20 protein-coding genes and 1 pseudogene are annotated in these 24,115 nt (G+C 52.1%); 12 read left to right on the top strand and 9 right to left on the bottom strand.

Annotation, left to right across the window (positions count from 1 at the left end):
- Positions 1–10: 10 nt before the first annotated feature.
- From HBA49_RS00760 to HBA49_RS00750, 3 genes are all read right to left on the bottom strand, one after another.
- Positions 11–559: a hypothetical protein gene (locus HBA49_RS00760; RefSeq protein WP_005525497.1), complete on the bottom strand. Its 549-nt coding sequence runs from the start codon at positions 557–559 to the stop codon at positions 11–13.
- Between the two features lie 656 nt (positions 560–1,215).
- Positions 1,216–1,458 (bottom strand): hypothetical protein, encoded by a 243-nt coding sequence (locus HBA49_RS00755; RefSeq protein WP_005525105.1) that lies wholly within the window; start codon positions 1,456–1,458, stop codon positions 1,216–1,218.
- Between the two features lie 210 nt (positions 1,459–1,668).
- On the bottom strand, positions 1,669–2,862 hold the full coding sequence (locus tag HBA49_RS00750) for a S41 family peptidase (RefSeq protein WP_225866029.1): 1,194 nt from the start codon (positions 2,860–2,862) through the stop codon (positions 1,669–1,671).
- A gap of 549 nt (positions 2,863–3,411) precedes the next feature.
- Between HBA49_RS00750 and HBA49_RS00745 the strand changes: the two are divergent.
- A pseudogene (locus tag HBA49_RS00745) lies at positions 3,412–3,798 on the top strand (DUF4288 domain-containing protein).
- Positions 3,799–3,920: 122 nt separating this feature from the next.
- On the opposite strand, the gene HBA49_RS00740 reads toward HBA49_RS00745, so the two are convergent.
- A complete protein-coding gene (locus HBA49_RS00740) occupies positions 3,921–4,655 on the bottom strand; it encodes a tRNA(His) guanylyltransferase Thg1 family protein (protein WP_005525492.1) in 735 nt (244 codons plus the stop codon).
- A 1,452-nt stretch (positions 4,656–6,107) separates the two neighbouring features.
- On the opposite strand from HBA49_RS00740, the gene HBA49_RS00735 reads away from it, so the two are divergent.
- The 7 genes from HBA49_RS00735 (at position 6,108) to HBA49_RS00705 (ending at position 15,604) form a co-directional block, all read left to right on the top strand.
- Positions 6,108–7,859 (top strand): ABC transporter ATP-binding protein, encoded by a 1,752-nt coding sequence (locus HBA49_RS00735; RefSeq protein ID WP_005525461.1) that lies wholly within the window; start codon positions 6,108–6,110, stop codon positions 7,857–7,859.
- Positions 7,860–9,605, top strand: coding sequence for an ABC transporter ATP-binding protein (locus tag HBA49_RS00730; protein ID WP_005524979.1), 1,746 nt, complete (start codon positions 7,860–7,862; stop codon positions 9,603–9,605).
- 117 nt (positions 9,606–9,722) lie between these two features.
- Entirely contained in the window at positions 9,723–9,950 is a 228-nt protein-coding gene (locus HBA49_RS00725; protein WP_005525169.1) for a hypothetical protein, read from the top strand.
- 564 nt (positions 9,951–10,514) lie between these two features.
- Positions 10,515–11,225, top strand: a complete 711-nt coding sequence (locus HBA49_RS00720) for a vWA domain-containing protein (RefSeq protein WP_005525399.1) — start codon at positions 10,515–10,517, stop codon at positions 11,223–11,225.
- A 154-nt stretch (positions 11,226–11,379) separates the two neighbouring features.
- Positions 11,380–12,627 carry a protein phosphatase 2C domain-containing protein gene (locus HBA49_RS00715; protein ID WP_225866028.1) on the top strand — a complete coding sequence of 416 codons (1,248 nt, stop codon included), beginning with the start codon at positions 11,380–11,382 and terminating at the stop codon, positions 12,625–12,627.
- Complete coding sequence (locus tag HBA49_RS00710) at positions 12,618–13,604, top strand: hypothetical protein (RefSeq protein WP_005525107.1); 987 nt, start codon at positions 12,618–12,620, stop codon at positions 13,602–13,604. Before HBA49_RS00715 ends, HBA49_RS00710 begins: the two co-directional genes overlap by 10 nt.
- Positions 13,601–15,604 carry a hypothetical protein gene (locus HBA49_RS00705; protein ID WP_005525301.1) on the top strand — a complete coding sequence of 668 codons (2,004 nt, stop codon included), beginning with the start codon at positions 13,601–13,603 and terminating at the stop codon, positions 15,602–15,604. The genes HBA49_RS00710 and HBA49_RS00705 overlap by 4 nt, the downstream gene beginning before the upstream one ends.
- Before the next feature lie 164 nt (positions 15,605–15,768).
- Here the strand turns inward: HBA49_RS00705 and HBA49_RS00700 are convergent, their stop codons facing one another.
- Positions 15,769–16,527: a hypothetical protein gene (locus HBA49_RS00700; protein WP_005524864.1), complete on the bottom strand. Its 759-nt coding sequence runs from the start codon at positions 16,525–16,527 to the stop codon at positions 15,769–15,771.
- Between the two features lie 127 nt (positions 16,528–16,654).
- Here HBA49_RS00700 and HBA49_RS00695 point away from each other — a divergent pair, with 127 nt between their 5' ends.
- From HBA49_RS00695 to HBA49_RS00685, 3 genes are all read left to right on the top strand, one after another.
- A complete protein-coding gene (locus HBA49_RS00695) occupies positions 16,655–16,981 on the top strand; it encodes a transcriptional regulator (protein WP_225866027.1) in 327 nt (108 codons plus the stop codon).
- An 801-nt stretch (positions 16,982–17,782) separates the two neighbouring features.
- Positions 17,783–18,688, top strand: coding sequence for an excalibur calcium-binding domain-containing protein (locus HBA49_RS00690; protein WP_005525218.1), 906 nt, complete (start codon positions 17,783–17,785; stop codon positions 18,686–18,688).
- Between the two features lie 134 nt (positions 18,689–18,822).
- Positions 18,823–19,356 carry a hypothetical protein gene (locus tag HBA49_RS00685; protein WP_005522705.1) on the top strand — a complete coding sequence of 178 codons (534 nt, stop codon included), beginning with the start codon at positions 18,823–18,825 and terminating at the stop codon, positions 19,354–19,356.
- Positions 19,357–19,425: 69 nt separating this feature from the next.
- Here the strand turns inward: HBA49_RS00685 and HBA49_RS00680 are convergent, their stop codons facing one another.
- Both HBA49_RS00680 and HBA49_RS00675 read right to left on the bottom strand, forming a co-directional pair.
- Positions 19,426–19,674 (bottom strand): hypothetical protein, encoded by a 249-nt coding sequence (locus HBA49_RS00680; protein WP_005524785.1) that lies wholly within the window; start codon positions 19,672–19,674, stop codon positions 19,426–19,428.
- 190 nt (positions 19,675–19,864) lie between these two features.
- Positions 19,865–20,173, bottom strand: coding sequence for a hypothetical protein (locus HBA49_RS00675; protein WP_005525030.1), 309 nt, complete (start codon positions 20,171–20,173; stop codon positions 19,865–19,867).
- A gap of 584 nt (positions 20,174–20,757) precedes the next feature.
- Here HBA49_RS00675 and HBA49_RS13100 point away from each other — a divergent pair.
- Positions 20,758–21,351, top strand: coding sequence for an excalibur calcium-binding domain-containing protein (locus tag HBA49_RS13100; RefSeq protein ID WP_005525432.1), 594 nt, complete (start codon positions 20,758–20,760; stop codon positions 21,349–21,351).
- 89 nt (positions 21,352–21,440) lie between these two features.
- Here the strand turns inward: HBA49_RS13100 and grpE are convergent, their stop codons facing one another.
- Positions 21,441–22,160 (bottom strand): nucleotide exchange factor GrpE, encoded by a 720-nt coding sequence (gene grpE / locus HBA49_RS00665; protein ID WP_005524982.1) that lies wholly within the window; start codon positions 22,158–22,160, stop codon positions 21,441–21,443.
- The gene (dnaK, locus tag HBA49_RS00660) at positions 22,157–24,004 is read right to left on the bottom strand and encodes a molecular chaperone DnaK (RefSeq protein ID WP_005525196.1); all 1,848 of its coding nucleotides are present in this window, start codon (positions 24,002–24,004) and stop codon (positions 22,157–22,159) included. Before dnaK ends, grpE begins: the two co-directional genes overlap by 4 nt.
- Positions 24,005–24,115: the final 111 nt, after the last annotated feature.

Raw genomic sequence — 24,115 nt, 5'->3', positions numbered from 1 at the left:
GCTTTACCAATCAGATCAACCCTTCCTGGTCTTCTTGCATAGAGATCCCGCGGCGAATCACTACCGCTAACAGCACCAATGTTTCTACGAACAGAAACATAGCAATATAATCCAAGCTTTGTGCCTCGGAGTAGTCAAACCAGCTGCGCAGATTCAGCTTTGCAGCCATCTCATTGGCCCCCATATTCTGCACGAAAACGCCCAGGAAATAGACACCAAGCGACAGCGACCCAATAGTGAAGCATTTCACATTATATGCGGTGAAGAACTGGCCCTTAAGCAGCTGCCGGGCCAGCAGAATCAGCGTCGTGGCCACCACAACAATGCCCAGGAGCGACAGCAGGAAACCACTAATGAGCAGTGACTTTGCGACGGAGTCAGCCAGGGAGAGCGGGATCATGCCCTCATCTGCCCGCTCCGCAAGCAGCACCCCGAAGGAATGGGGAATCCGGTGCCAGATCACGAGATCGAGTAGCCGACGGCCCAGCAGCACCAGCATCAGTGTGTAGATAATCATGGCGACGAGGATTTCGTTGCGATCTTTTTTGTCAACGTCCATGACGTAGTCCTTGTCCTTCCTGCAATTCCCGCTTATCTGCGCGAGAAGCATATCGTTTCTCGATATATCGTTATTCAATATGTTATATCGTTTTTCGATATGCCGCAAGGGTCCTCCCCCATGTGGTTCGGGGCGGTTTCAGGGGCGGCTGCAGGGCTGCACCTGGGCAACTTCAGGGCAACACAGCTTGGTTTTTCGTTGCTGCTGGTCTTACCGACTGCAGATCGGAACTCCAGCTCAGGAAACCTGATACTTTACGGGGCTGCAGGTTTGGTGGGCTGGGACTTGCAGAAAAACCAGCTTCACGGCATGAACACGCCAACGAACCCTAGCCCACCAAGTTTGCAGCCCCGACAAACTCACCACCGCAGCCACGCTTCACAAGTACTGAGCTATAGTTTCAAACCTGCTGCCCCCATACGCCCAGGAACCCAAAGCGCCCAAAATCAGAACTCCAGCTCAGCAAAACCACTACCTCCAAACCTGCAAGGCTTCAAGTTTGGTGGGCTGGGGTTTGTCGGTGCAATCAGGACGCACAAGGTCACAAGTTACTCAAACCCCAGCCCACCACATGCGCAACCCACACCAACAGCGGATTTCAGCAAGCTTTGCCCGCTCCCCTCCCCAGCTTGAAACCCCCTCCCCCACACTCTCGCCTACCGGAACGTCCGGCGGGCCACCTCGGCAGCAATAATGCTTGATTGAATGTCTTCGCCCGTGACATCACGATATTCCCGGGCGGCTTCGACCCATGTTTCGGTTTTGGCGAGATAGAGGAATCGTTCGAAGCGTGGTTCGTCAAAGAATTCTGTCACGCTCTTGTCCGCAAAATGTGTTGCGATAAATTCAGCGGCGTCTCTGGGCCATTTTGGTCCTCGGAAAATGTTGCCCAATTTCATATTATTGAACCTCCTTGGGCTTGGAAACGCATTATTTTAGCTGCCTAACTGGCATATATTCATCTTGATTATGTTCATTCTACGTGAATATTCTTACCCTCATGGTTGGTGAATTGAGTTCGAGACTTATTCGATTGGTGGGAAGTGTGGGTGTACTTTCCACCGTTGTGAATAAGCCTCGGATGGTTTATTGGCGAATGGCAAGGCCAGTCATTGGCCACACTGTGAATGCAACCACTCGGTTGCTGCCTGTTCCGGCCGGTCGGTTGACACGTCCGGCGCGATCGGGTCTTCGGAGAATTCTTCCCCGGTGCGGGCCACGTCGTTAGCAGTAGTGACCATCAAGCCGGCACCGTCGGGCATGTCAATAATCAGGTTACCGCTGGCATAGCCGGCGCTGGGCTGCCCAAATGTGCGCGTGTTTTCCAGACCACGGAAGCTGAGGAGGGTGGCTTCACCGGAGCTGGCGGTAACGTTGCTGGTGAGGATGGCAACCGGCACCCGGAACTTGTCTTTCGGCCCCACGGTAGTGGGTGTGCCGCCGCCGGAGATGCTGCCGTTGTTGAGGGTGACCGGGCTGGTCGAGTTTTTGCTCTTGAAGCTCAGGAGGGTCCCATCGGGCAGGAGTCCGCTGACGCCGGCAAGCATGGGGCCCATGTCGCCACCATCGTTTTTGCGGAGGTCAAGGATGACACCACAGGAATTCGGAACATTTTCGGCCAACCCGTTCGCAAGTATGTCCGCATATTTTTGTCCGACCGGCCCAAGATTCAGACTTGGAAGCATGGCGGTAACAATGTTGTCGTTCTTGGTTACGGTTGGGGAGTCATTACCCAAGTCATCGCTGTTTGCGTTGTCTTCCGGCGAAAGGAAATTGGAATGCTTCCCGCCAGCCACCTTGAGGTATTTCTTGATGATCGGGTAGGTTTCCTCAACCGAATGGACGTTCGCAATTTCTGCTTTGGCTTCCTCGTAGGCTGCGGTGGCTTGTGGAGTGTCCGCGTAGATCGCAAAGTTGCGGCCGATGTCGATGGCGGCCTGTCCGTAGCGGTGCGGCGTGGAAATCATGAGGATCGGCCGGCCGAGCAGCGCGACCCCCAAGCTTGGCCCAAAGAACCAGGTGATGGCGCCGGCCAGAACGGCGATCACCGCAATGATGATGGTGAGAGTTTTGACGACTTTCATGGCAGTAGTCCTTCCGCGACGAGTCGCAGTGTCTGACGACGGGCGGTTGGGGCGACCCAACCCGCCTGGTTTTGCGCAATTGTTTTTCGAGTTGCCCCTACTGTTGCGCACCAAGCTTTGCAACGGACCCCGCAGCGACCGAGGCCTCACATACAGGGGGAATCCCAGGCTAGCCCGCAATGCCGTTGCACCCTTACCTGTGTCGTTCATGATGTTCATGATTTCCTTCCTTTCGACAATCATCCGCATATCGTTTTTCGATATATCGTTATTCAATATGTTATATCGTTATTCGATATGCCGCAAGTGTGCCCTCTCCCCCACCATCGCATGCAAAATTGCTACTACCGGCACAAACACCCACAACCCCGACATCAAGTGGTATAGATCATATTTTTCGCGCTGGCTCCCCCACTACGATCATGCTTCGCAAGTGCTGAGCTGTAGTTTCAAAAATGCTGCACCCATGGGACCAGGAACCGGAAACGCCCAAAACCGGAACTCCAGCTCAGGAAACCTGATACCTAACGAGGCTGCAGGTTTGGTGGGCTGGGACTTGTAGAAAAACCAGCTCCACGGCATAACCGCACCAGCAAACCCAAGCCCACCAAACTTGCAGCCCCAGCGCATGGCCAACCGACTCCCTGCCACAGCCATGCTTCACAGGTGCTGAGCTGTAGTTTCAAACCTGCTGCACCCATATGCCCAGGGGCCGAGAGTGGCCCAAACCGGAACTCCAGCTCAGCAGAATCGATACCCTTCGACCCCATGGAGCTGCTGGTTTGGTACGCTATCGCATATGGACCCTACATTGGCATCGTGGTCTTTGAGCTAGAAGCAAGCCCAATGGCAGCACAACCAAGTTTCTTCCGCGAAGATTTTTATATCGTCTATGCAGATACCTAAGAAGAAGCATATGCGCGCGTTGAACGCATAGCGAAAGACCAGGAACGAGTTAAGGCTGATTGTTTGGAAGGCCAGTTGGCGGTAACCATCCGCTACATTGTTGATGTCGCACCAACTTTATACGACAACATTCACGAAGACTGTGACCTGTATTCCCGACATTTTGCGTCACTTGCCAACTACAAGCAGTTTGAAATGAAACTCGGCGGTCTCGATCCGCTAACCGGAACTACGCATCCCGAACCATAAGGCTTATTTAGCTGCTAACATACATATTGTTACGCTTCCCCACAACGAGCATAACGACAAGAGTCCCATCAAGACCCGGTCTTGATGGGACTCTATTCAGGGAATAGCGAGAAGGCTTGGGATTACAGGTCTACATCAACGAATCGGTCAATGTAGTTCCAATCCTCGGTGAATACGGGAATGTTATGGTCGACATGCCATTGGCCCTCGTCATCCCGAAGAGCACAGGCGCCCCGCTTCTGGGGCGTGGGCGCATCCTCCCAGCTAATGCCCTTGGTTTCTAGCATTTCCTGAATTTGCTGGCCGTGTTTTCCGTGAAGCTCGCGCGGGGAGAAATGGGCTTGCCCCAGGCTAGCGATACTGTTTTTAATCGCGTCCTTTTGGCGCCACCAGAAACAGTTGGCTACTTCTTCACGGGGGATGTTGAAGGCACGACTGTCGAAGAGGGCAAGGTTGTCGATACAGCGTCGTAAAGCATTGCAGTATTTCTGATCCGTCTCGGTTTCTAGCTGGGCTAATGCGTGCTTTTTGAAAGACTCGTTAAACACCGCTGTTGCCATTGAGGCGGTAATGCTCACGATTTTGGAAATGTTGTTATCGAACCATGCCGCGGTTTCGAAGGTGGCGTAGTCAACGAGAAGCAGGGAAATCTCGTCAGACTGCCGATAAGCCAGCATGCAGTTCTGACTGTTTTGGGCAAGGTACAGCATGGTGTCATCCATGGCACTGTTAAAAACCGGGTCAAAGGGCTTTTTCAAGCCGCGGGTAAACGTGTGGAAAGCCTTGCCATCAAGGCGAACAATAACCGGCATTCGGCATGTGAGGTACGTGCGGGTTACATATTCATATTTCTTCATCCTGGTATCCAAATTCATAGGAAAAATATACTATATAATTTTCAAAATGTCAAGCAGGTCACAGAAGTAAGACGTCTGAATTTTGGAAAAGGGCTGGAAAAAGCAGGTTTTACCTTGGGGGCACAATCTGGCATAAATGCTATAAACCTATAAATATCGAGACTGGTAACAGACTTCAGAATGCCTAAGCTGGGGTTTGGGGGCGGAGGAGTGCAGAGGTTCTGGATGGAGAGCCTGGAGAGTGGAGCTTAGATAGTGTGAAGCTCGGCTTTACCCCGCCGCAGCCAAGGGCTTCTGGTTCGCTAAGCTTGAGTTCGCGGTTTCTTACTAGCCTCAAGGGCAGGATTTCGCACGAACTCCAGCTCAGCAACCGTGAAGCAGAAGCTCATCACATCAGCTGCACTTGTTCTAAGCTATACTTTCTCGATTCAGTACCAAGCTGGGAGTGGCTGCAAAACCGGAACTCCAGCTCAGCACACCCACTACCATCCGCCACCGGCTAGCAGCAAGCTCCAAACCCAGGCTCAGCAGACATGAAGCACACATTGGGAACTGGCCACACTTGTTCTAAGCTCCAGAACCCGCTCCAGGAAGCCTGCGCATCAACTATTCGCGGGGTTGTGGAGCTTAGATAACGTGAAGCACCAGCTTTGGACCGCCGCGACCGAGGGCTTCTAATTTGCTGAGCTTGAGTTCTGAATGTGCTACACCCAAATGTCCATGAACCGCCAGCGCCCCAAACCGAAACCCCAGCTTAGGAAATCCGATACCCATCAACCCCACCGGGCTTCAAGTTTGGTGGGCTAGGGTTTGCTGGAAATACTGCCTCTGGAAGCTAGCCACACCGACAAACCCCAGCCCACCAGATTTGCAGCCTCATCGTTTACTGAGGCAAAACTCGCCGCAACCATGCCATATAAGCACTAAGCCGGAGTTCATAATTTGCTACCAGACTCAGGAATAGCTTTTTATACGAACTCCAGCTCAGCACCTATGAAGCAGAAGCGTTTGCATCTGCCGCATTTGTTCTGAGCTTGGTTTCCAATCCGGGAACCCCTTACAAGACGACCCAGGACCAAAACCCAAACTCATCTAATATGCTACCCACCAACCGAAGCTGTCCACAAAATAGCAGCGCAAGTTCTAAGCTATACTTTCCCGATTCGGCGCCAAGCTAGGCGTAGCCCCACAACCAGAACTCCAGCTCAGCACACCTACTACCGGGACCGCCACACACGCCGCAGCTACCACACCACCGTACGCGTGCCACGCCCGTGCAACCACGCACACGCCACCACACCGCCCACACCCACGCCAACCAGCCTCTGTCCCCTACCGACCGCATCCCATCGCCGAGCCCCCACTCCCAATCCCCCACCTAGAAACCAGCAAAACCGGTATACTAAGGCTTACCTAATACGTCTATATACTCTTGATGTGAGGGGATGACTCATGCTAGAGCCCGGGGTGAAAAAACTCATTGCCCCAGCACGGAAGTCGATGATTACCACGGCGATCATCACCAGCATTGGTGGGACCTGCGCCATCGTGCCATACATTGCAATCACGGAGATAGCGGCCAATTGGTTCCGCGGGTCACCAAGCGACACCCTATGGTTGTGGGTCGGGGTGGCCATTGTTGCAGTGTTTGCCAATGGTTTACTGTACGGGATCGGGTTGGGGGTCACGCACATTTCCGAAGCGAACCTGCGCTACCAGCTGCGGCGCCGACTTGTTCAGGCGTTTGGCCGGATTCCCTTGGGCCGGGTAGATCAAACCTCATCAGGGTCTATTCGCAAAATGGTGTGTGACGACACCGCCGCGATTCACACGCTGGTGGCGCACCTGGCCGGGGACGCCATGAACTCCATCACCGCCCTGGTGGTGGGAATCGGGTATTTGATGTGGGTGGATTGGCAGCTTACCCTGCTGATTCTTGGGGTATGGGTGCTTATCTTCGTGGTAGTGACCGGCACCATGATGCGTGGTTTTACCGAGTCCACAAGCCAATTTTCCAGCGCCAAAACGGAATTGTCGGCAGCCACCGTTGAAATGGTGGAAGGCATTAAGGAGATCAAGAACTTTCAGGCCGCAGCAACCGCTCGCACCCGGTTTGACAAGGCCAGGCGGTATTTTGCGGAAATTTCCTACCAGTGGTTGGCAGCGTCAGGGAAGCCCATGGCGATCATTTCGTCGTTCTTCCAGCCAGCCGTCATTTTGGTGACGATCGCACCGCCGACCGTGTGGTTCGTGTCGAAAGACTGGTTAGAGCCCGCCTATGCCCTGCCGTTCTTCATGGTCGGGGTGGGCCTGCCGGTCGGCTTTTTGCAGTTCGTCCAAATCATGCAGCACCTGTTTACCGCCAACCAGGCGGCCCAGGACACGGCGGACCTGCTGGACATCCCCCACCAGCCGGACGGACCGCACACCGATGGCCCGGGGCCAAAACCGGGTGAAGTGGAGCTTACCGATGTGAGCTTTGGTTATAACCCCGAGAACCCGATTTTACGCAACGTGAATCTGCGGATTCCGGCAGGCTCGGTCACCGCCCTGGTGGGGCCATCGGGTGGTGGGAAAACCACGATCGCCCGACTAATCGCCAGGTTCTACGACGTGGACGCCGGAGCGGTCAAGGTGGATGGCCTGGATGTTCGGGAGGTGAGCAATCAGTGGTTGCTCAACCAAATAGCCATCGTGTTCCAAGACATTGCTCTGGCCCATGACACCGTGGCCAATAACATTGCGTTGGGAAATCCGCAGGCCAGCCGGGATGAGATCGTCGAGGCCGCAAAGTCCGCCTGCATTCACGACCGCATCATGCGGCTTCCACATGGTTACGACACCGTCATTGGTGGTGATGGCGGTTTTCTGTCTGGTGGTGAGAAGCAACGCATTACCATTGCGCGCGCCTATCTGCATAACGCGCCCATTCTGATTTTGGATGAGGCGACCGCCCAGACGGATCCCCAGTCGGAGCGGGACATTCATGCCGCGCTGGCGGCCCTGGCGAAGGGCAAAACGGTCATTATTATCGCCCACCGGTTGGCAACCATCGCCGCGGCGGACCTGATTGCGGTGATCGGCGAGCCAACGGCGTCGACAAGCGAAACAAGCGTGCTGGCAACGGGAACGCATGCTGAGCTGCTGGAACGCAGCGAAACGTACCGCACGATGTGGGAGAAACAACAGGAGGTGGCAAAGTAAATGTGGCGGCTGTTAGGAACCATTGTTGACGATAAAAACCTGCGCCAGCTTATCGCCATTTTTAGCGTGTCGGCGGTGTTGCAGGGTGTCGCACTGGCCATGATGATCCCGTTTTTGCAGGAACTTTTGGGCGGCGGACCCCGGGTGGGCACCTGGTTGGGGGTGCTCGTTGGGCTGGCCGTGGTGTCGTTTGTGGTGGAGTTTTATGGCATTATGCGTTCTTACCGGATTAGCGTGTATGACGTGTGCGATGCGCTCATCGAAAAGATTGCGGATCACACTTTGCAACTGCCGCTGGGCTGGTTCGACGCCAAGCGGGAGGCGCAAATCGCGTCCGCGATGTCCCGGGAGATCGACACCTTATCGCATGTTGCTTCCATCATTATTCCCGCCCTGGTCAAGCAGTTTGTGACCCCCGCGGTCATCGTGATTGCGGTGTTGATCGTGGATTGGCGGCTGGCGCTCATTATGATTGCGTGCGTCCCATTGCTGCGGTGGGGCTGGTTGTACATGCAAAAATCCATCGTAAAAGTGGATGAGGTCCAAGCGCAGGCGGCTGCCGACTCTGCCGGACGACTCATTGAATACGCTCGCCTACAACCGATTTTACGTGCCAATGGGGTAACCCAACGGGGGTGGGGATTGTTGGAGGACGCCCTAGCTCGGGAAAACGACACGGTCCACGAATCATTGCGCGCGAAGGGTCGGCCGAATATCGCCTATTCCAGCATTATTCAGACGGCATTTGCCCTGGTCATTATCGCAGGTTTAGTGTTTATGCTTCGGATGGACCTGGACCCCATCAGCTATATTGTGATCGCGGTCATTTCCGTGCGGGTGGTGCAGCCGCTCACCCTGTCGGTCATGTATGGTACGGAAATCCATGCGTCAGAGGCGGCATTGCACACGGTCAACGAAATTCTCACCGCTAAGCCGCTCCCCGAGCCGACCCCGGAGCAGGCTGTCACCAACCTGGAGTCCACCACGATCACCGTGACGGATGTGAATTTCGGCTATGTGCCGGAACGGAAAGTCGTTCACAATGTGAATTTCACGGCTCGGCAGGGCACGATGACGGCGCTGGTGGGCCCCTCGGGCTGTGGCAAGTCAACGATGCTGCGGCTCATCGCCCGGTTTTGGGACTTGGATTCCGGCTCCGTGCAGATCGGCGGCGCGGACGTGCGCAATATTCCCACCCCAACACTCATGCGCAATATTTCCATGGTATTCCAGGATGTGTATCTATTTGACACAACCATTCGTGAGAATGTGCGCATGGCCCGCCCCGACGCCACCGATGCGGAGCTGGAGGCCGCCGCCCGTGCCGCCCGCCTCGACCAAGTGATCGCGTCCCTGCCGGACGGGTGGGACACCCAGGTGGGGCAGGGTGGTTTGAAGCTGTCCGGCGGCGAACGCCAACGGGTTTCCATTGCGCGCGCCTTTATTAAAGATGCCCCCATTCTGCTGCTCGACGAGATCACCTCCGCCCTCGACGGCGAAAACGAGGCGGCGATCACCGCCGTCATGAAGGAGCTCACCCGCGGTCGCACCGTGATTGTGGTTGCCCACCGCCTGTCGACGATTCGGGATGCCGATCAGGTCATTGTTTTCGGCAAGCTTGACGACGACCCCACCAACGGTTATGGCATCGTAGAATCCGGCACCTTCCCGGAGCTTGCCGACGCCGGTGGCCCCTTCAGCAATTTCATTGCCGCCTCCACCAGCGCAAAACGGTGGTTAGTCTGAGGCAGGGAAAGTGGGGTGTGCCGATGGTCTGACCTGGCCCATCGGCACACCCCACTTGGGTTGGAAACAATAGAACACTACAAGACACCGCCTCGTGATGGTGGTATCCTCGCGTACATGGTGGCTAATGACGGTAAATTTTTCGCTCTTTCGAACAGTCGGGCTCACACGTTCGTCCTTTCCGACGAGGAATTATTGAAACGGCGCGGCCTTTTTCACTGGTCCACCATCATTTCGGCCATGTGGGATGGCTATGCACCGTGGGCTGAGGCGAAGGATGCGATCCAACGAAGCATCACACCTGGCCCAGGCACAGCGGTACAGTTACCAGCAACAGATCGTTAAATATTATTCAGAAGTTTCCGTGAAAATAGATCACGTTATTGGATGATAGACTACTAAAAATCCACCATCTATCTCATTTTATTTTATCACCCAAAACAATTCTGCATCTTAATAACTTTGGGAATTTGAATCGCATTTCCCACCTAGCGGCCGAGCAAGCTTCAATCCACTAATATTAGCCCATGGAAAGATTTAACAGAAGCATGAAGCTTATTTAGTTACCGGGAAAATCTATCCACACCAATAGATAGCAGATTGGAAAGAGCACGTCATTCAGCCTGTTTTTGTTTCTAGAGAGGGTCATGCGTGTTAGCAATTTGAGAATCCGAACCGTATTTCCCTAGTAGCCAAACCAAATAAGCTTCCATATTACTCCCCAATAATATCAAATTTAATGCCCCCCAAATTGACCCCATTACTCAAATATAGAACAAAAATTACCCCAATTTACGGGGCTGACACGGGGGTAAAGCCAGATATATAATAGCTCTATCAAATCAGTTACTCTAGCTAATTTGATACGGCAGCCCCTATCTTTTTACCCTACGATGATTGGAATGAATTATGAAGAAATATAAAGCAACCTATTTGCCAGTTTTCTTCCTTATTGATGTGTCCTATTCAATGCTAGAAGAGAAGCCAGGAGGCGGTACACTCCTAGATGCGGCCAACCAACTTGTACCTGGCATCGTTGAAGCCTGTGAAAAATACTCGGTGCTCGATCAACGACTTCGGTTAGGACTTATCGAATTCTGCGACGAAGCCAGAGTCGTCATCCCACTAAGTGAAATTGATGCTTTTTCTGAAAACATCCCACAACTTGTAGCGAAAGGTGGCACAAACTTCGCTGCTGCTTTCTGGGCAGTATTTAATGAAATGGGCGTTGCGGTTGAAAGTCTACGCAAGCCTGAAATAGGCATCCATCGCCCCACGGTATTTTTCATCACGGACGGTGAAGACATCGGAGATGTGGAGGAACGTGCACGCGCCTGGGCAGCACTATCTGATGAAGGGTTCCGTTATCGACCAAACTTTTTCACCTTTGGGGTGGGAAATGCAAACCTTGAAGGTATTAGGGCTTTTAAATTGGGGTCGGGCTTTGCCGCAGCCACCAAGGATCCTACAAGGGCTGTACAACGTCTCCAAGAGATCCTTAACACACTTGTTAGCTCCATTGTGAGTTCATCTGCAGGTGATAACCCGACTGGAAAAATCATAGTCGATCCAAAGACGTTCAACAGTGATGAATGGGAAGTTGATGATGAATTTGTTTAATTTCTCCCGGCCATCATCCTCCACGTCTTATCCTGACATAGGAACAATAGCAATTCCCATAATTGTGATAATACTACTCATAATTGGAGTACTACTGAGCTTATTGGGGATTATTATTAAGAAGAACTTTTCCCAAAAGGAGAGCAACCAAGCAATGGATACTGATGATAGACATGATGAATGGCAATCCAATAATGATGACTCCGTAAATAAAGAGGAATGCCAAAGTATTAGAACTGACAGTGAGGGACCCTACGGCTACACAGATGAGCAAGAATTTACGCAGTCCCCAACTGATACATCATCAAGGTCCCGTAAAAACCTCCAATATAATTCTGAAACAAACGAGGTTCCATCACCATCACCCTTACATCGACCAGAGGACCGCCTCAGTTCAATTACCCATAGTCCAAGACTCAACCAAAACCAGGATAATTCTCACCATCCAACAAGGAAAACTGTAAAGAAAAATCGATACGTTATCATCGCTGAGGGATTAAAACGAGGTATTGCATCATTTGGAGATGTAAAAAATGCTCCGAATCGTGATCCATTGATCGTGTTGTCCAACAAGGATGATTCTTATTTTCCTGGATGCGTTGCAGATGTAATCGTCCACGAGAATCTAACAATAGGTATTGTCGCCGTCCGAGGGCTATCACATGAAGAAAATAAGAAGGTACGACAAGACTCAGTAGCATTTGGGGTATCAGCTAATGGTCGCTATCTTATTGGCTCTATCGCAGATGGTGTTTCGGAAGCTGAATTCTCACATAAGGGGTCCTATTACGCGACACAAAAGATAGTAAAATCCGTACGCAAAAAACTCGATGAAGGTTTTCATCCTGAAGACCTGCCTTGGGAAGATATCACAAACCATGTCCGTAATGAATTACGAGCCCGAGGAAAAAGGACTTTCAAAATTGCTGAGGATGCACAAGATCAAGAACTTGATAGTCACCTTGCAAAGGTGATTGGAACAACTGCTGAGGTCTTAATCATTGATTCTAAAAAGATTAATGATCAAGTGTCCTGTATTCGAGCTTCCTTGGCAGGAGATGGTTATTCCTTTATCATCAGCAACGATTCCATGACCCTTTTAGGCAGTGGCAAAGAAACCCCTTCTGGTGATTTTGTGCTCAATGAAAAAGTTTGTGCTCTCCCTAAAGATCCGGGGCCAAAGTATCCATTGATTAATCAGGTAACCATATCAAAGAATGAGGCCATATTCATTACATCTGATGGCATCGGTGACGACATTAGCAAACCCGATCTAGGCATAGATGTATACTTGTGTGACAAATTAGCTAAACCTGTACCCGCATATGAGTTAATAAAAATAACATCATATCTTGCTTTTCAATCACATGATGATCGGAGCATGATTATAGTATGGGCCTAAAAATAAACAGAAATGAGCTAAATATTGAGCATGCACTCGGTGCAGGAGGTGAAGGCACTGTCTATGATCTTCCTAAAGATTATTCCATCAGAGGATTACAAGGACCATTTGTATATAAGGAGTATCTCGATTTTGTTAAACAGGATGGAAAAGCAATTGCTGTTCAAATTGCATTAGACTATATGGTCAATGCTTATGAGCGTCTGTCCAGAGACGAGAAAGCGTACATTGACCAACGAGCCGCTTGGCCCCTTGCCACAGTTGTTGACCAAGATGGGGCCACTGGATTGCTCATGCGTAAAGTTATTGTACAAATGGTTGACCCAACTGCACCAGACTCTAATAATCAATTATTTCCACTTGACAGATGGATCCAAACCGAAAAAAGAATACGGAAGCTTGGTCCGGAACAAGGATTCAAGCCGATGACCTCATTAGGGAAAAAACGGTATCTACAACGTCTATTCACATATTTTATGCGCATCCACCGTCTAGGATGGGTAATAGGTGACATTAGCGCAAATAATATTCTGGCATACGTTCCTGATCCTCATCGTCAAGCAAAACATTGCGCTCCCGCTTTTATCGACACCGACAGCTATCGTTGGCAATACGGCGGTTCCGCAATGCCGCAGAAACACACAGGTTCATATATCCCACCAGAAAAACAGGCTCTAGATGACCAAATCGCAAGATTAGCGCAAAACCATAGTAACGAGAATAGGATTCGAGAGCTGAAAGCACGGGCATCAGTACAAACACAAGCTTCGGATGTATATAAAGCAGCTCTTATAGCTATAAGGCTTTACCATGAAGGTGTTAATCCTAGCGAAGCTTTCCTATGGTCAACTGATTTAAATCCTCTGCGTAGAGCATTCGATAAAGATGTTGTCCGACTTATCGAGAACGCTTCTGACGAGAATCCTAGCAACAGACCTACTATGCAGGAATTATGTAGGGGATTTCATAAAGCATGAAATATAACTATTATTTACTTCTCATAGACAATCAATTTCTTCAGCTAGCTAAAACCCTTAAACTTGGACGGCTGATCCCTTCAGCAGAACCAAATGATATTATCTTTATTGCAGCAATTGGCGAGGGTGGAGGCATTATCTCTCCCGGCATTCCATTTTCAGACCTAGCACGACAAGAGATAAGATGGCCAGATTTTCTAGGAGAACCTGATAACAATGATATGGACTATGTATCAGAGTTATATTTCCAGTTTTGTGGCATTGCCGAATCAAATGAACTTCAGTGGATTATTCTGGTCGATACAAGTAAGTTTTCACAACTCATAGGAGATTTACGATCATCATTCAATGTAGACTTGGCCCTAGCTACTGCTGGCAATAAAACCTTATTACGGAAAACCGCCAAGGAAAGAATTATTGCTACACTTGGCAGTCAGATCAAATATGCGGTATTAAGTGCACAAGATAAAACTAATGAAAAATCAAGATACACTGCTATAAGCATAGCTGCCACAAGTGCGATCCTTACTAGCATATTATTTTTACCAGCATACTATAATGAATACAGTAATATGCCTGCCAGCATAACAACTTTCTCTATAACCCAGATCACCACTATGATCATCGGGTTTGTATTGGGAGCTATACTGCTTCGGCTATGTTACTTAGATGTGTCGGATCCAGATAAACAAAAAAAGAGATCCGCACTTAATTCTAAAGAGTTATGGATTCCTCTAGGCATATATCTTATTTTTCTGGCAATATTATACAATTTTACCAATGAATCCTTGGGGCATAACTTTACAATTGTAAGTATCATTCTAACCATCGTATTGGCCATAATGATTCTTCTCCCATCACGTTTCTATATGCCGATCGTATCATTTTATATGGTAGGAATCATGCTCGGAACAAATGTTATCTTGGGGTACTTAACAACTTCATGGCAGTTCTACCAAGAAACTACTGATCTTAAATGTGGCCATTACTACGACGATGTAAGCTCTGGATCCAGACTAATGTGCATTGATAATCTCAGATCCAGCAAATGGCAACCACAAGATACCCAAATTCAACAAACCGGTTCATCCCCTGATTCCCGCACTACGCATGCTAATTATAGCTTTACCTATAATGAGTGTGTGAGCGCAAACCTCGAAGTTTACCAGGATTTCAATCCCAAAGACTCAATTTTTGGAAATACGCATTATTTTCAAGATCGCACTATTACTCTCCAACCAGTCATGGAACATCCATTTTTCAGCTCCGAGCGTTTCGCACGTTATGCCCCTGGGCATAACTCATGGAAACTACTAGAATGGTCCGAACAAGATAATGATAAATACAGCAGGGTCCGCGATTATCAACTTATAAGCGAAGGGCAACCACTTGGTTTAAAATCCACTCAAGCAGTATTACGTATTGATGAAAATAATTGTGATTTAACTGCTGAAGAAGAACTCAACAAAGTACCACAAGAGCTAATGAAACATATCAATCTAGCCAGTTCTCAATATATTGATTCTACTTTCATAGCCATTAATGATGCTGCTGAAGTTAAAACGTATGCGGATGATTTAAAAATTTTGGCAGGCCCGAATGTCAACCGGGCGATATTACCACAAAATGACCAAGAGGGATTACGCCCAGAGAATTGGAATAGTAGCACCATACTATTAATCAAAGGGATCGATGAGAACAATGAAATACCAATTTCTGTGTGGCTAAGCAATAGAAGTGATTTAGATTATTCGTGGTTCGATGGACAATGGGAAAGTAACGCTTGGCGTCGCCAGCCTGATGATCCATTCATCTTCTCGCTTTTCTTAGTTAATCGAAGCGATTATTCTTCATGGGAATATGGTATCAGTATCAGCGATCCAACAGCTCTCGTTGGTGAAACCATTGATCCAACAGAATTAGAGGGAAAACTCCGGGGGAAATTAAGCTACCTATTCGATTCCTCATACCTATTCCAGCAATCTATGGATGCTCTCTAGACCTGTCCATGGTCAATGAAATTTGAGCTTATCTAACCTCGTACTAGTGGTAGCGAATCATCAAATCATAAACATCTAACTTGTTTTCTCTCCTCCCAGAAACATAATTGGATCATATTTTCCTAGCCACTAAATAAGTCTCTAGCTAGGGTAAAGAATCACGCTCACTCCATTGACGCAGAATGTACTACAACGGGCTGTCTAGTGGAGTGTTGCCTATCAAACCAGGCCCGCACCTCGGGAGGCGGCGGGTTATGCACAACCGGCTCGGGTGCGGGGATGATCGGCAGCGGACCATTGTGAGAACATCGAATGAGCACATCATTCCCGGCGGTGTCTTGGGTGGTCGCTAATCCCCGATCATCGCAATATTCACATGAAGCAATAGCGTCGTGACGCGCCTGCTTCTCCGCCATGGCCTGCTGGGTGAACCACTGTCTGGCCTGACCACATGCTCGACAAGCCGGTACATGCTCCCGCGGTAGTTTCGCATGATCCCGACAGCGCGGATCCTCCGGCGTCGACCAATCCGCGGGGGTCGTGCCCGTGACCGTAGGTTGCGGCGTTCTCTGCTTGTATACGACGCTGCGTCGGGTGCGGTGTTTCAACACCCGGGACCGGTTTTGGCCGGCGCGTTTCCGCACCTCAGCATGGGTTGCGGCCTTGTTCCAGTCCTCAAAGTCATGAAACCAATACCCGGGCTCGCCATCACATTCGCCCCGCTCCCACAGGCCCGCCTCCACTAATCGGTCAGCGTCCCGCTTTCTGGCGCCCAACCGCCCCAGGCAGCTGTGGGGCACGAAGCCGTCGGTGAGTTTATCCCCCACCCAGGACAAAGCGGTGATCCACAGTCCCCGGGCGCTCAGACTGCATTTGAGGAATTTCGGGTGGTCGTGCAGACGATCATCAACGCGGGTAAACATGAAAACTCCTTTTCGCTATTGACATGAACTTTACAAGTTATTTAGCAATCATCAAGGATAATAGCCCCGAAAATGGTTGAAGCTTCACGATCTCCGCAGGCCAAGGACGTATAGCATAATGAAATCCATGAATATGAGGGATTGGATTTTAAGCCTGCCGGGCTCCCCCCTGCCCACTCAAGCGGCCACCGCTGCCGGCATCGATATCAGCACCATCAGCCGCCAGTTGAAGCGCAATCATATTTCGGCGGAAAACGTGATTAAGCTTTGTAAAACCTTCGGCAAATCCCCCATCGACGGCCTCATCGAAACCGGCTACCTTTCCCCCACTGACGCCCAGGAGATCAGCATCTCCAGCGCGTTGCGCGATGCAACCAATAGGCAGCTCGCCGCCGAAGTGACCCGCCGCATGGATATAGGCCTGGAGGCGAGCGAAAAATTGAGCGAAGAATAACCCCCTACTACCTAAAGGTTTCCAACAACCTTTACCCCTATTTCTAGGTTCTAGGGTCTAGGTTCTAGGTTACGGCGTTTGTAATGCATTACATTCCCATCAAAATAGGCTTTGAACAGGCATTTTAGCGTTTCCGCTTGGCAAATTGCCGGCCGGTCTTCGTCATCATTCTGGCCGTACCCCGTCACCAAGTTGGCTTGTCACTGGCATGACAATCCCCATCATCTACTGGGCTAGATACGCCCCTGAACACCCCGTCGACAAGCGGTTTTGTGTTAGCTGGGAAACCCTCCCCAGGCGACCACGACAGGGGCGAAATTTCCCAAACCCCAGCTAAAGCAAAACCGCAGCGCAAGACGCTCAAACACCAAAATCTGTGTGAGCGGCGGACCGCAGGCCTTGGGGCGACAACCCGACGAGCATGAGCTTGGGTTCAGCACAAAACGACCAATTCTTGGCGGGATTGCTGGCGTTCCCCAGCTAACGCACGACCCAACCATCAGGGCTTCGGAAGTTCTAAGCTGTACTTTCTCGATTCAGATGGTAGATAAAATACGAACAAAATTCACAACTCTAGCTCAGCAAATTTCCTACTACGCTCTGCGAGGCAGACCTTCCGCGCTCCAATCCAAATTTGCAGTTCAGCAATGGTTCTACCAGGAAATATCAATGTATAATGCCCCTATTTTTATGGGCATGACAACTGCGACCATTAATAAATTCCCCCCAAAGTTAGGTAAGAGATAATGAACTTATGAAAAAAGCTGTGCGGAAGCAAGTGCGTGATGCTAATTTTTCGTTGTGCGTAAAACACTTATCACCTTCACGATTGCCATGAGCTTGGGCTTCTCCTCCACCATTGCTAATGCCCAAGACACCACCACCACCGATCTTTCCCCGGTCGTGGAAGCCGAAGTAACCCAAACGGAACAAACCACCCAAAACACCACCTCCGACGCCACCGTGACCGGCAGCGACGAAGCCAAATCCAGCAGCAGCTCTCAGGAAACAAAGCCCGAAGCGCCGGCAGCCTCTGAGGCCGAAGCCGAGACTACCTCCGACGAGGGCCTAGTCGCAGAGAAACCGGAAGTGGATCCGGGCTCCCAAATCAAGGATCAGCTGTCCTCCTCCAAGCTCAGCAGCAAGGATGAGAAATCCGCAGACAAGGATAAGGCAACCAAGACCGAGGATAAGTCCGAAATTTCGGATAACAGCTCTTCGTTGTCTTCCAAGAAGGATGAGAAGAAGCCGGCAGGAATCACGCAAACCGCTGATGAAGCCAATAAGAGTCAGCAAGCTAGTTCGAATCCTGCCCTGCGGGTTGCTGGCGTCATCGCTGGCATCGTTGGTGTGCTAGGGCTCATTGGCGGCGGCATCTTCTGGGCCCTCCAGCAAAACCTCATCAACATCCCGGGCCTGCCTAACCCGTTCGCACCAAAGCCAGCTCCGGCACCTGCACCAGCCCCGGCACCACAGCCGGCCCCCGCACCTGCACCTGCCCAAAATCAGCCAGCCCGACAGGCCCAAGCCCAGGCTCAGCCGGTTCGCCACCAGGCACCCGCACCTGCTGCCTCCGGCAAGCGCTACAAGAACTGCCGTGCCGTGTGGAATGAGCTTGGTCGCCCGATCCGAAGCAATGAGCCCGGCTATGGTCGCCACCTCGACCGGGATGGTGACGGCGTGGGTTGCGAACGCCGTCCTCGCTAATATCTAACGCTTATCGACGCCGTGCGGACGTCGATAAGCAAGAAGAGAATCACCAGGCTTTATATCACCCCCAGTCTTAGGTAATTCACACAAAAACCTATCGAAGATCATTGGTTCAGTGCTACTTTTTGACTATGCGTAAAATAGTTGTCACCTTCACCATTGCCCTAAGCCTGGGCGCAGCCTCCACTATTGCTAACGCTCAGCCGGCAGCCCCAGCAACCAATGCTTCCGCTGCCGCATCCACCACCGCAGCCGCAAATAATAATCAAACAACCGCAGCTAAGACCAGCACTCCCGCTGCGGCACAAAGCTCAGCTGCGGCATCGTCCTCCGCACCGGCTGTGGTCCCCCCGAAGGGCGACAATAAGTCCGACAAGGATCCATCCGCCGACAAAGACAAGCAGTCCAACAAGGATAAGTCCGGCCAAAACAAAAAGTCGGGCAATAACGTTGGCTCAACACTCGGCATTATTGCCGCCATCGCCGCTGTTCTAGGGCTTGTTGGCGGCGGGATTTTCTGGGCCATTCAGCAAAACTTGATCCCCAACATTCAGTTGCCGAACATCCCAGGCCTGCCCACCAATATTCCTAACCCGTTTGCACCGCCGGCACCGGCTCCGGCACCAGCCCCGACTTCGAGCGCTGCACCAGCACCTGCGGAGTAACCAAAACGGGCCACAAACCTCCACCACAAACCCCAACCACAACAAGGATGGTTGGGGTTTCATTGGTTTTTAGATGCTACATTCAGGGCCTTTATTCGGTCGGAAGCAGGTCAGCAAAAAGAGGATGGCCATAAACCCCGTACCCAATACACCGAACACTTGAGAGCTAATGCTCGCAAGTTTGTCCTCCACGCTGCTCTGATGAGATGGCTGCTGTGGTTGAGTAGTTTGAGCAGCAACCGGGGTGACGGTGGCAGCCGCCATCACCGCGCACACGGTAACCGCCGTCACCTTCATGCGACGCTTCAAAGCATTCACGATAAACTCCTTCGATTAACAAATTCCTTCTCCAACTAAGCATCAGCCTAACGCCGAAATACTGGCCCTGACCATTACATTTATCACTTTTACCTACAGTTATTTCATAAGAAAACCCCAACCCATAATCAGATGGGTTGGGGCGTACAACATGGCGCGCGTCGGTCACGCCGATAACTGCCAGTAAGCGTTACTGCTGCTGACGCGCGAAGCCCACATCACACGGAGACTCGCCCCGTAGGGTACAACCTAACCGGTCAAACGCACCCAGGATCTTCTGGATGAATGGGACAACTAGCCCACCCACGGCAGTAGTGCTAAGCTGCAAAACCTTGGTCAGCTGATCCAAGCTCCCGTTTGCCGTATTCTCCGTGGATTGGGTGGTAGTGATCGGGGTCGTGGCCTCAGTGGTTTGGGCAGTGGCCGGAGTAACGGTGGCGGCCAACACGGCACACATGGCAACCGCTGTGACCTTGGCGCGACGCTTCAACATATTCATAATGAACTCCTTAATGGTGATAAGTGAAGGTTCCAGGCAGATCAATTACCGATCAATCACCAAGAGCAGGTCCGGGGATCTTTCAACGTGCAGGAGATATACCACACAAGGAAAACCACACCCGTACTCAACAAACCACCCATTTGCTCACTCATAGCTACAATCCGCTCCATGCTGCTCTGATTCTGAGGCTGGGCAACGGCCGGGGTGACGGTGGTGGCAGCCAATGCAGTACACATGGCAACCACTGCAACCTTAGTGCGACGCTTCAGCGCATTCATAATAGGAACTCCTTACAAAAATCTTCTCTCCAACTGGGTTTGATCTTACCATTCAGATTGGAAATACTCATTGCATTTATTAAATTTCCCTAAAAAGCCTGAGTCTGAGAATATCGCAGATCATCATTCCACCGGCAATTAGTAGCAAAAGTTCCACCTTAAAAAGATCAGCACCCTACCACCTCCAACCTGATATTACAGGTTCCCCTCAGGTAATCCAATTACCCCTAAAATTAGGTAGAACGCCACGATTTTACATAAAAAACTATTTTCATAGTAGAAAAATACTGCTAGTCTCTGGGTGTGCGTAAAACACTTGTCACCTTCACAATTGCTATAAGTTTGGGCCTATCTGGCACTGTCGCCAACGCCCAAGAAGCCGCCCCCGCGGGCCCGGCCGCCCAGGTCGCCGACTCCACGGTTGTCGCCGAAGCCGAGGCAGCCCCCGCCCCCGCGGACACCGCAACCACCAATAACACCGAAGCCACGACTGAGGCAACCACGGCCGCTGAGTCCGACGTTGCGGAAACTGCCAATGCGGAAGCCGACCAGCCCGAAATCACCCAAACCGCCGACACCACCAACCAAAGCCAAAAGGCCAGCTCCAATCCGACGCTCAGAACCGTTGGCATCATCGCCGGCGTCGTCAGCCTGTTGGGCCTCATTGGTGGCGGCATTTTCTGGGCCATCCAACAAAATCTCATCAACATCCCGGGCCTGCCGGGGTTGCCCAACCCCAACCCGGCACCCGCCCCGGCTCCCCAAGGGAAGTACTATCCCAACTGCAAGGCGGTATGGGATGAGCTGGGCCGACCCATCCGAAATGGGGAACCAGGCTACGACCGGAACCTGGACCACGATGGTGACGGCGTAGGCTGTGAACAGCGCCCACGCTAGCCACCCACGCTAAGGTTTGGTCACTATAGAGCCACTGTAGAACGTCGAAAAGCGGGACCCCGGAATGGAGCCCCGCTTTTCTTGTTGTGCTAACTCTCGTCGGATTCTGACTCGGAGTCAGCAGGTGGGTCAGCAATAATCACCATAGCAGTGCGCAACAACCGGCCATTGAGCTTGTAGCCTTTGCGCAGCACCGTGCCTACGGTCTTGGTGTCGCCGGTGGACATGTCCTGGACCGCCTCGTAGGTCTCGGCGTCGAACTCGTCCCCGGGATCGCCGAAGGCCTGTAATTTCAGACCATCGAGCACATTCATGAACTTGTCGTGGAAGGCCTTCATCGGGCCTTCGGCCAGGTCACCGTGCTGTTCCGCAAGACCGAAATCATCCACAATGGGCAGGAATCGCATGACCACCTGCGCCTTGGCGTTTTCGATCACTTGTTCGCGTTCCGCCTGGGTGCGGCGCCGGTAGTTGGCGTATTCTGCACCCAATCGTTGCAGGTCATTGGTGCGTTCCGCGAGTTGCTCCTCAAGGGAGGGCTCGGTGGATTCCGCTTCGGCGTCAGCTGCCACCTGATCAAGCGCGGCAGCCACTTCGGCAAGGTCGGCCGTGTCAATGCCTGCGTCCAAGGCGTCGGCGTCACCGTCATCGTCGGCAGTATCAGCAGTGGCTTCGGCGTCCTTGGATGCGTCCTGGTCGGCATCCTTGGCGGCTTTCTTGGCGTCGGAGCTGAGATCGATCAGCTTGGGGTTGGCGTCAACGTCGGTGTTATCCTCGTCGCGCTCCACCTCGGGCTTGTCATCGGTCACTTCTTGTCCCCATCCTCGTCAACAACTTCAGCGTCAACCACGTTATCGTCGCCGGACTTGCTGCCAGCATCGGCGGCGGTGGCGCCACCGGCCTGGGATGCAGCTTCTTGCTCGTAGAGCACCTTGCCCATTTCTTGGGATGCCTCGTTCAGCTTGTCCAATGCCACCTTGATGGCATCAATGTCGTCGCCCTTGAGGGCTTCGTCGACGTCATCGGCTGCCTTAGTGATCTTTTCCTTCAGATCATCGCTGAATTTTTCGCTGTTATCGCTCAGGAAGTTGCGGGTTTGGTAGGCCTGGGATTCCGCACCATTGCGGACTTCCTGCTCCTCACGGCGCCGCTTGTCTTCCTCAGCGTGAGCCTCGGCGTCCTTAATCATCCGGTCGATTTCTTCCTGAGACAGGCCGGAACCGTCCTGGATCTTGATGGTGTTTTCCTTGCCGGTGCCCTTGTCCTTAGCGGTCACGTGCACAATGCCGTTGGCGTCAATATCGAAGGTTACCTCGATCTGCGGCACGCCACGTGGTGCCGGGGCAATGCCGCCTAGTTCGAAAGAGCCGAGCAGCTTGTTGTGCTGGGCGATTTCGCGTTCGCCCTGGAAGACCTGGATTTGCACGGAAGGCTGGTTGTCTTCGGCGGTGGTGAAGGTTTCCGAACGCTTGGTCGGAATGGTGGTGTTACGTTCGATGAGTTTAGTCATCACGCCACCCTTGGTTTCGATGCCGAGGGATAGCGGGGTGACGTCGAGCAGCAGCACGTCCTTGACCTCACCGCGCAGCACGCCGGCCTGCAGGGCAGCGCCCACGGCCACGACCTCGTCGGGGTTCACGCCCTTGTTGGGCTCGCGGCCACCGGTGAGTTCTTTCACCATCTCCGTGACCGCTGGCATACGGGTGGAGCCACCCACCAGCACCACATGGTCGATGTCGGAGATGGCAATGCCGGCGTCCTTAATCACCTGGTTGAACGGTGCCTTGGTGCGGTCCAGGAGGTCCTGGGTGATGCGCTGGAACTCGGTCCGGGTGAGGTTTTCGTCCAGGAACAGCGGGTTCTTGTCGGCGTCGACGGTGATGTAGGGCAGGTTAATGTTGGCGGTTTGGGAGGAGGACAGTTCGATCTTGGCCTTCTCTGCGGCCTCGCGCAGCCGCTGCATGGCCATCTTGTCCTTGGACAGGTCCACACCGGAGGATGCCTTGAACTTTTCGACCAACCAGTCGACGATGCGCTGATCCCAGTCGTCGCCGCCGAGTTTATTGTCGCCGGCGGTGGCGCGCACTTCCACCACGCCGTCGCCGATTTCCAGCAGGGACACGTCGAAGGTGCCGCCGCCGAGGTCGAAGACGAGAATGGTTTGTTCCTTCTCACCCTTTTCTAGGCCGTAGGCGAGGGCTGCTGCGGTGGGCTCGTTAACGATACGCAGCACGTTCAGGCCGGCGATCGTGCCAGCTTCTTTGGTGGCTTGCCGCTGGGAGTCCGAGAAGTAGGCGGGAACGGTAATAACGGCGTCGGTAACTTCTTCGCCCAGGTATGCTTCAGCATCGCGCTTGAGCTTCATGAGCGTCCGGGCGGAAATTTCCTGCGGCGTGTACTTCTTGCCATCAATATCAACGCTCCAGTCGGTACCGATGTGCCGCTTCACGGAGCGAATGGTGCGGTCGACGTTGGTGACCGCCTGGTTCTTGGCCGACTGGCCGACAATAACTTCACCGTTCTTAGTGAAGGCCACGACGGACGGGGTGGTCCGGGACCCCTCCGAGTTAGCGATAACGGTAGCGTCGCCGCCTTCCAAAGCGGAAACGACCGAGTTTGTGGTGCCGAGGTCAATGCCTACTGCGCGTCCCATATGAAAAATTCCTCCTGAGTAAGATGGTAATTCTAGTTTTATCTTTAAGTTGATCCTGTCACGCTCAACTTGCTGACGTCAGCCTACCAGAGCACACCTACACTGTCAACA

Origin of the sequence: Corynebacterium matruchotii (assembly GCF_011612265.2) — a bacterium.
Lineage (GTDB): Bacteria > Actinomycetota > Actinomycetes > Mycobacteriales > Mycobacteriaceae > Corynebacterium > Corynebacterium matruchotii.
This window is presented reverse-complemented; position numbering and strand designations above follow the sequence as displayed.

What these genes read in the sequence shown, in the direction of transcription:
- HBA49_RS00760 (WP_005525497.1), bottom strand. Translation starts at nt 559, where the DNA reads ATGGACGTTGACAAAAAAGATCGCAACGAAATCCTCGTCGCCATGATT.
- HBA49_RS00755 (WP_005525105.1), bottom strand. Translation starts at nt 1,458, where the DNA reads ATGAAATTGGGCAACATTTTCCGAGGACCAAAATGGCCCAGAGACGCC.
- HBA49_RS00750 (WP_225866029.1), bottom strand. Translation starts at nt 2,862, where the DNA reads ATGAACATCATGAACGACACAGGTAAGGGTGCAACGGCATTGCGGGCT.
- HBA49_RS00740 (WP_005525492.1), bottom strand. Translation starts at nt 4,655, where the DNA reads ATGAAGAAATATGAATATGTAACCCGCACGTACCTCACATGCCGAATG.
- HBA49_RS00735 (WP_005525461.1), top strand. Translation starts at nt 6,108, where the DNA reads ATGCTAGAGCCCGGGGTGAAAAAACTCATTGCCCCAGCACGGAAGTCG.
- HBA49_RS00730 (WP_005524979.1), top strand. Translation starts at nt 7,860, where the DNA reads ATGTGGCGGCTGTTAGGAACCATTGTTGACGATAAAAACCTGCGCCAG.
- HBA49_RS00725 (WP_005525169.1), top strand. Translation starts at nt 9,723, where the DNA reads ATGGTGGCTAATGACGGTAAATTTTTCGCTCTTTCGAACAGTCGGGCT.
- HBA49_RS00720 (WP_005525399.1), top strand. Translation starts at nt 10,515, where the DNA reads ATGAAGAAATATAAAGCAACCTATTTGCCAGTTTTCTTCCTTATTGAT.
- HBA49_RS00715 (WP_225866028.1), top strand. Translation starts at nt 11,380, where the DNA reads ATGGATACTGATGATAGACATGATGAATGGCAATCCAATAATGATGAC.
- HBA49_RS00710 (WP_005525107.1), top strand. Translation starts at nt 12,618, where the DNA reads ATGGGCCTAAAAATAAACAGAAATGAGCTAAATATTGAGCATGCACTC.
- HBA49_RS00705 (WP_005525301.1), top strand. Translation starts at nt 13,601, where the DNA reads ATGAAATATAACTATTATTTACTTCTCATAGACAATCAATTTCTTCAG.
- HBA49_RS00700 (WP_005524864.1), bottom strand. Translation starts at nt 16,527, where the DNA reads ATGTTTACCCGCGTTGATGATCGTCTGCACGACCACCCGAAATTCCTC.
- HBA49_RS00695 (WP_225866027.1), top strand. Translation starts at nt 16,655, where the DNA reads ATGAATATGAGGGATTGGATTTTAAGCCTGCCGGGCTCCCCCCTGCCC.
- HBA49_RS00685 (WP_005522705.1), top strand. Translation starts at nt 18,823, where the DNA reads ATGCGTAAAATAGTTGTCACCTTCACCATTGCCCTAAGCCTGGGCGCA.
- HBA49_RS00675 (WP_005525030.1), bottom strand. Translation starts at nt 20,173, where the DNA reads ATGAATATGTTGAAGCGTCGCGCCAAGGTCACAGCGGTTGCCATGTGT.
- dnaK (WP_005525196.1), bottom strand. Translation starts at nt 24,004, where the DNA reads ATGGGACGCGCAGTAGGCATTGACCTCGGCACCACAAACTCGGTCGTT.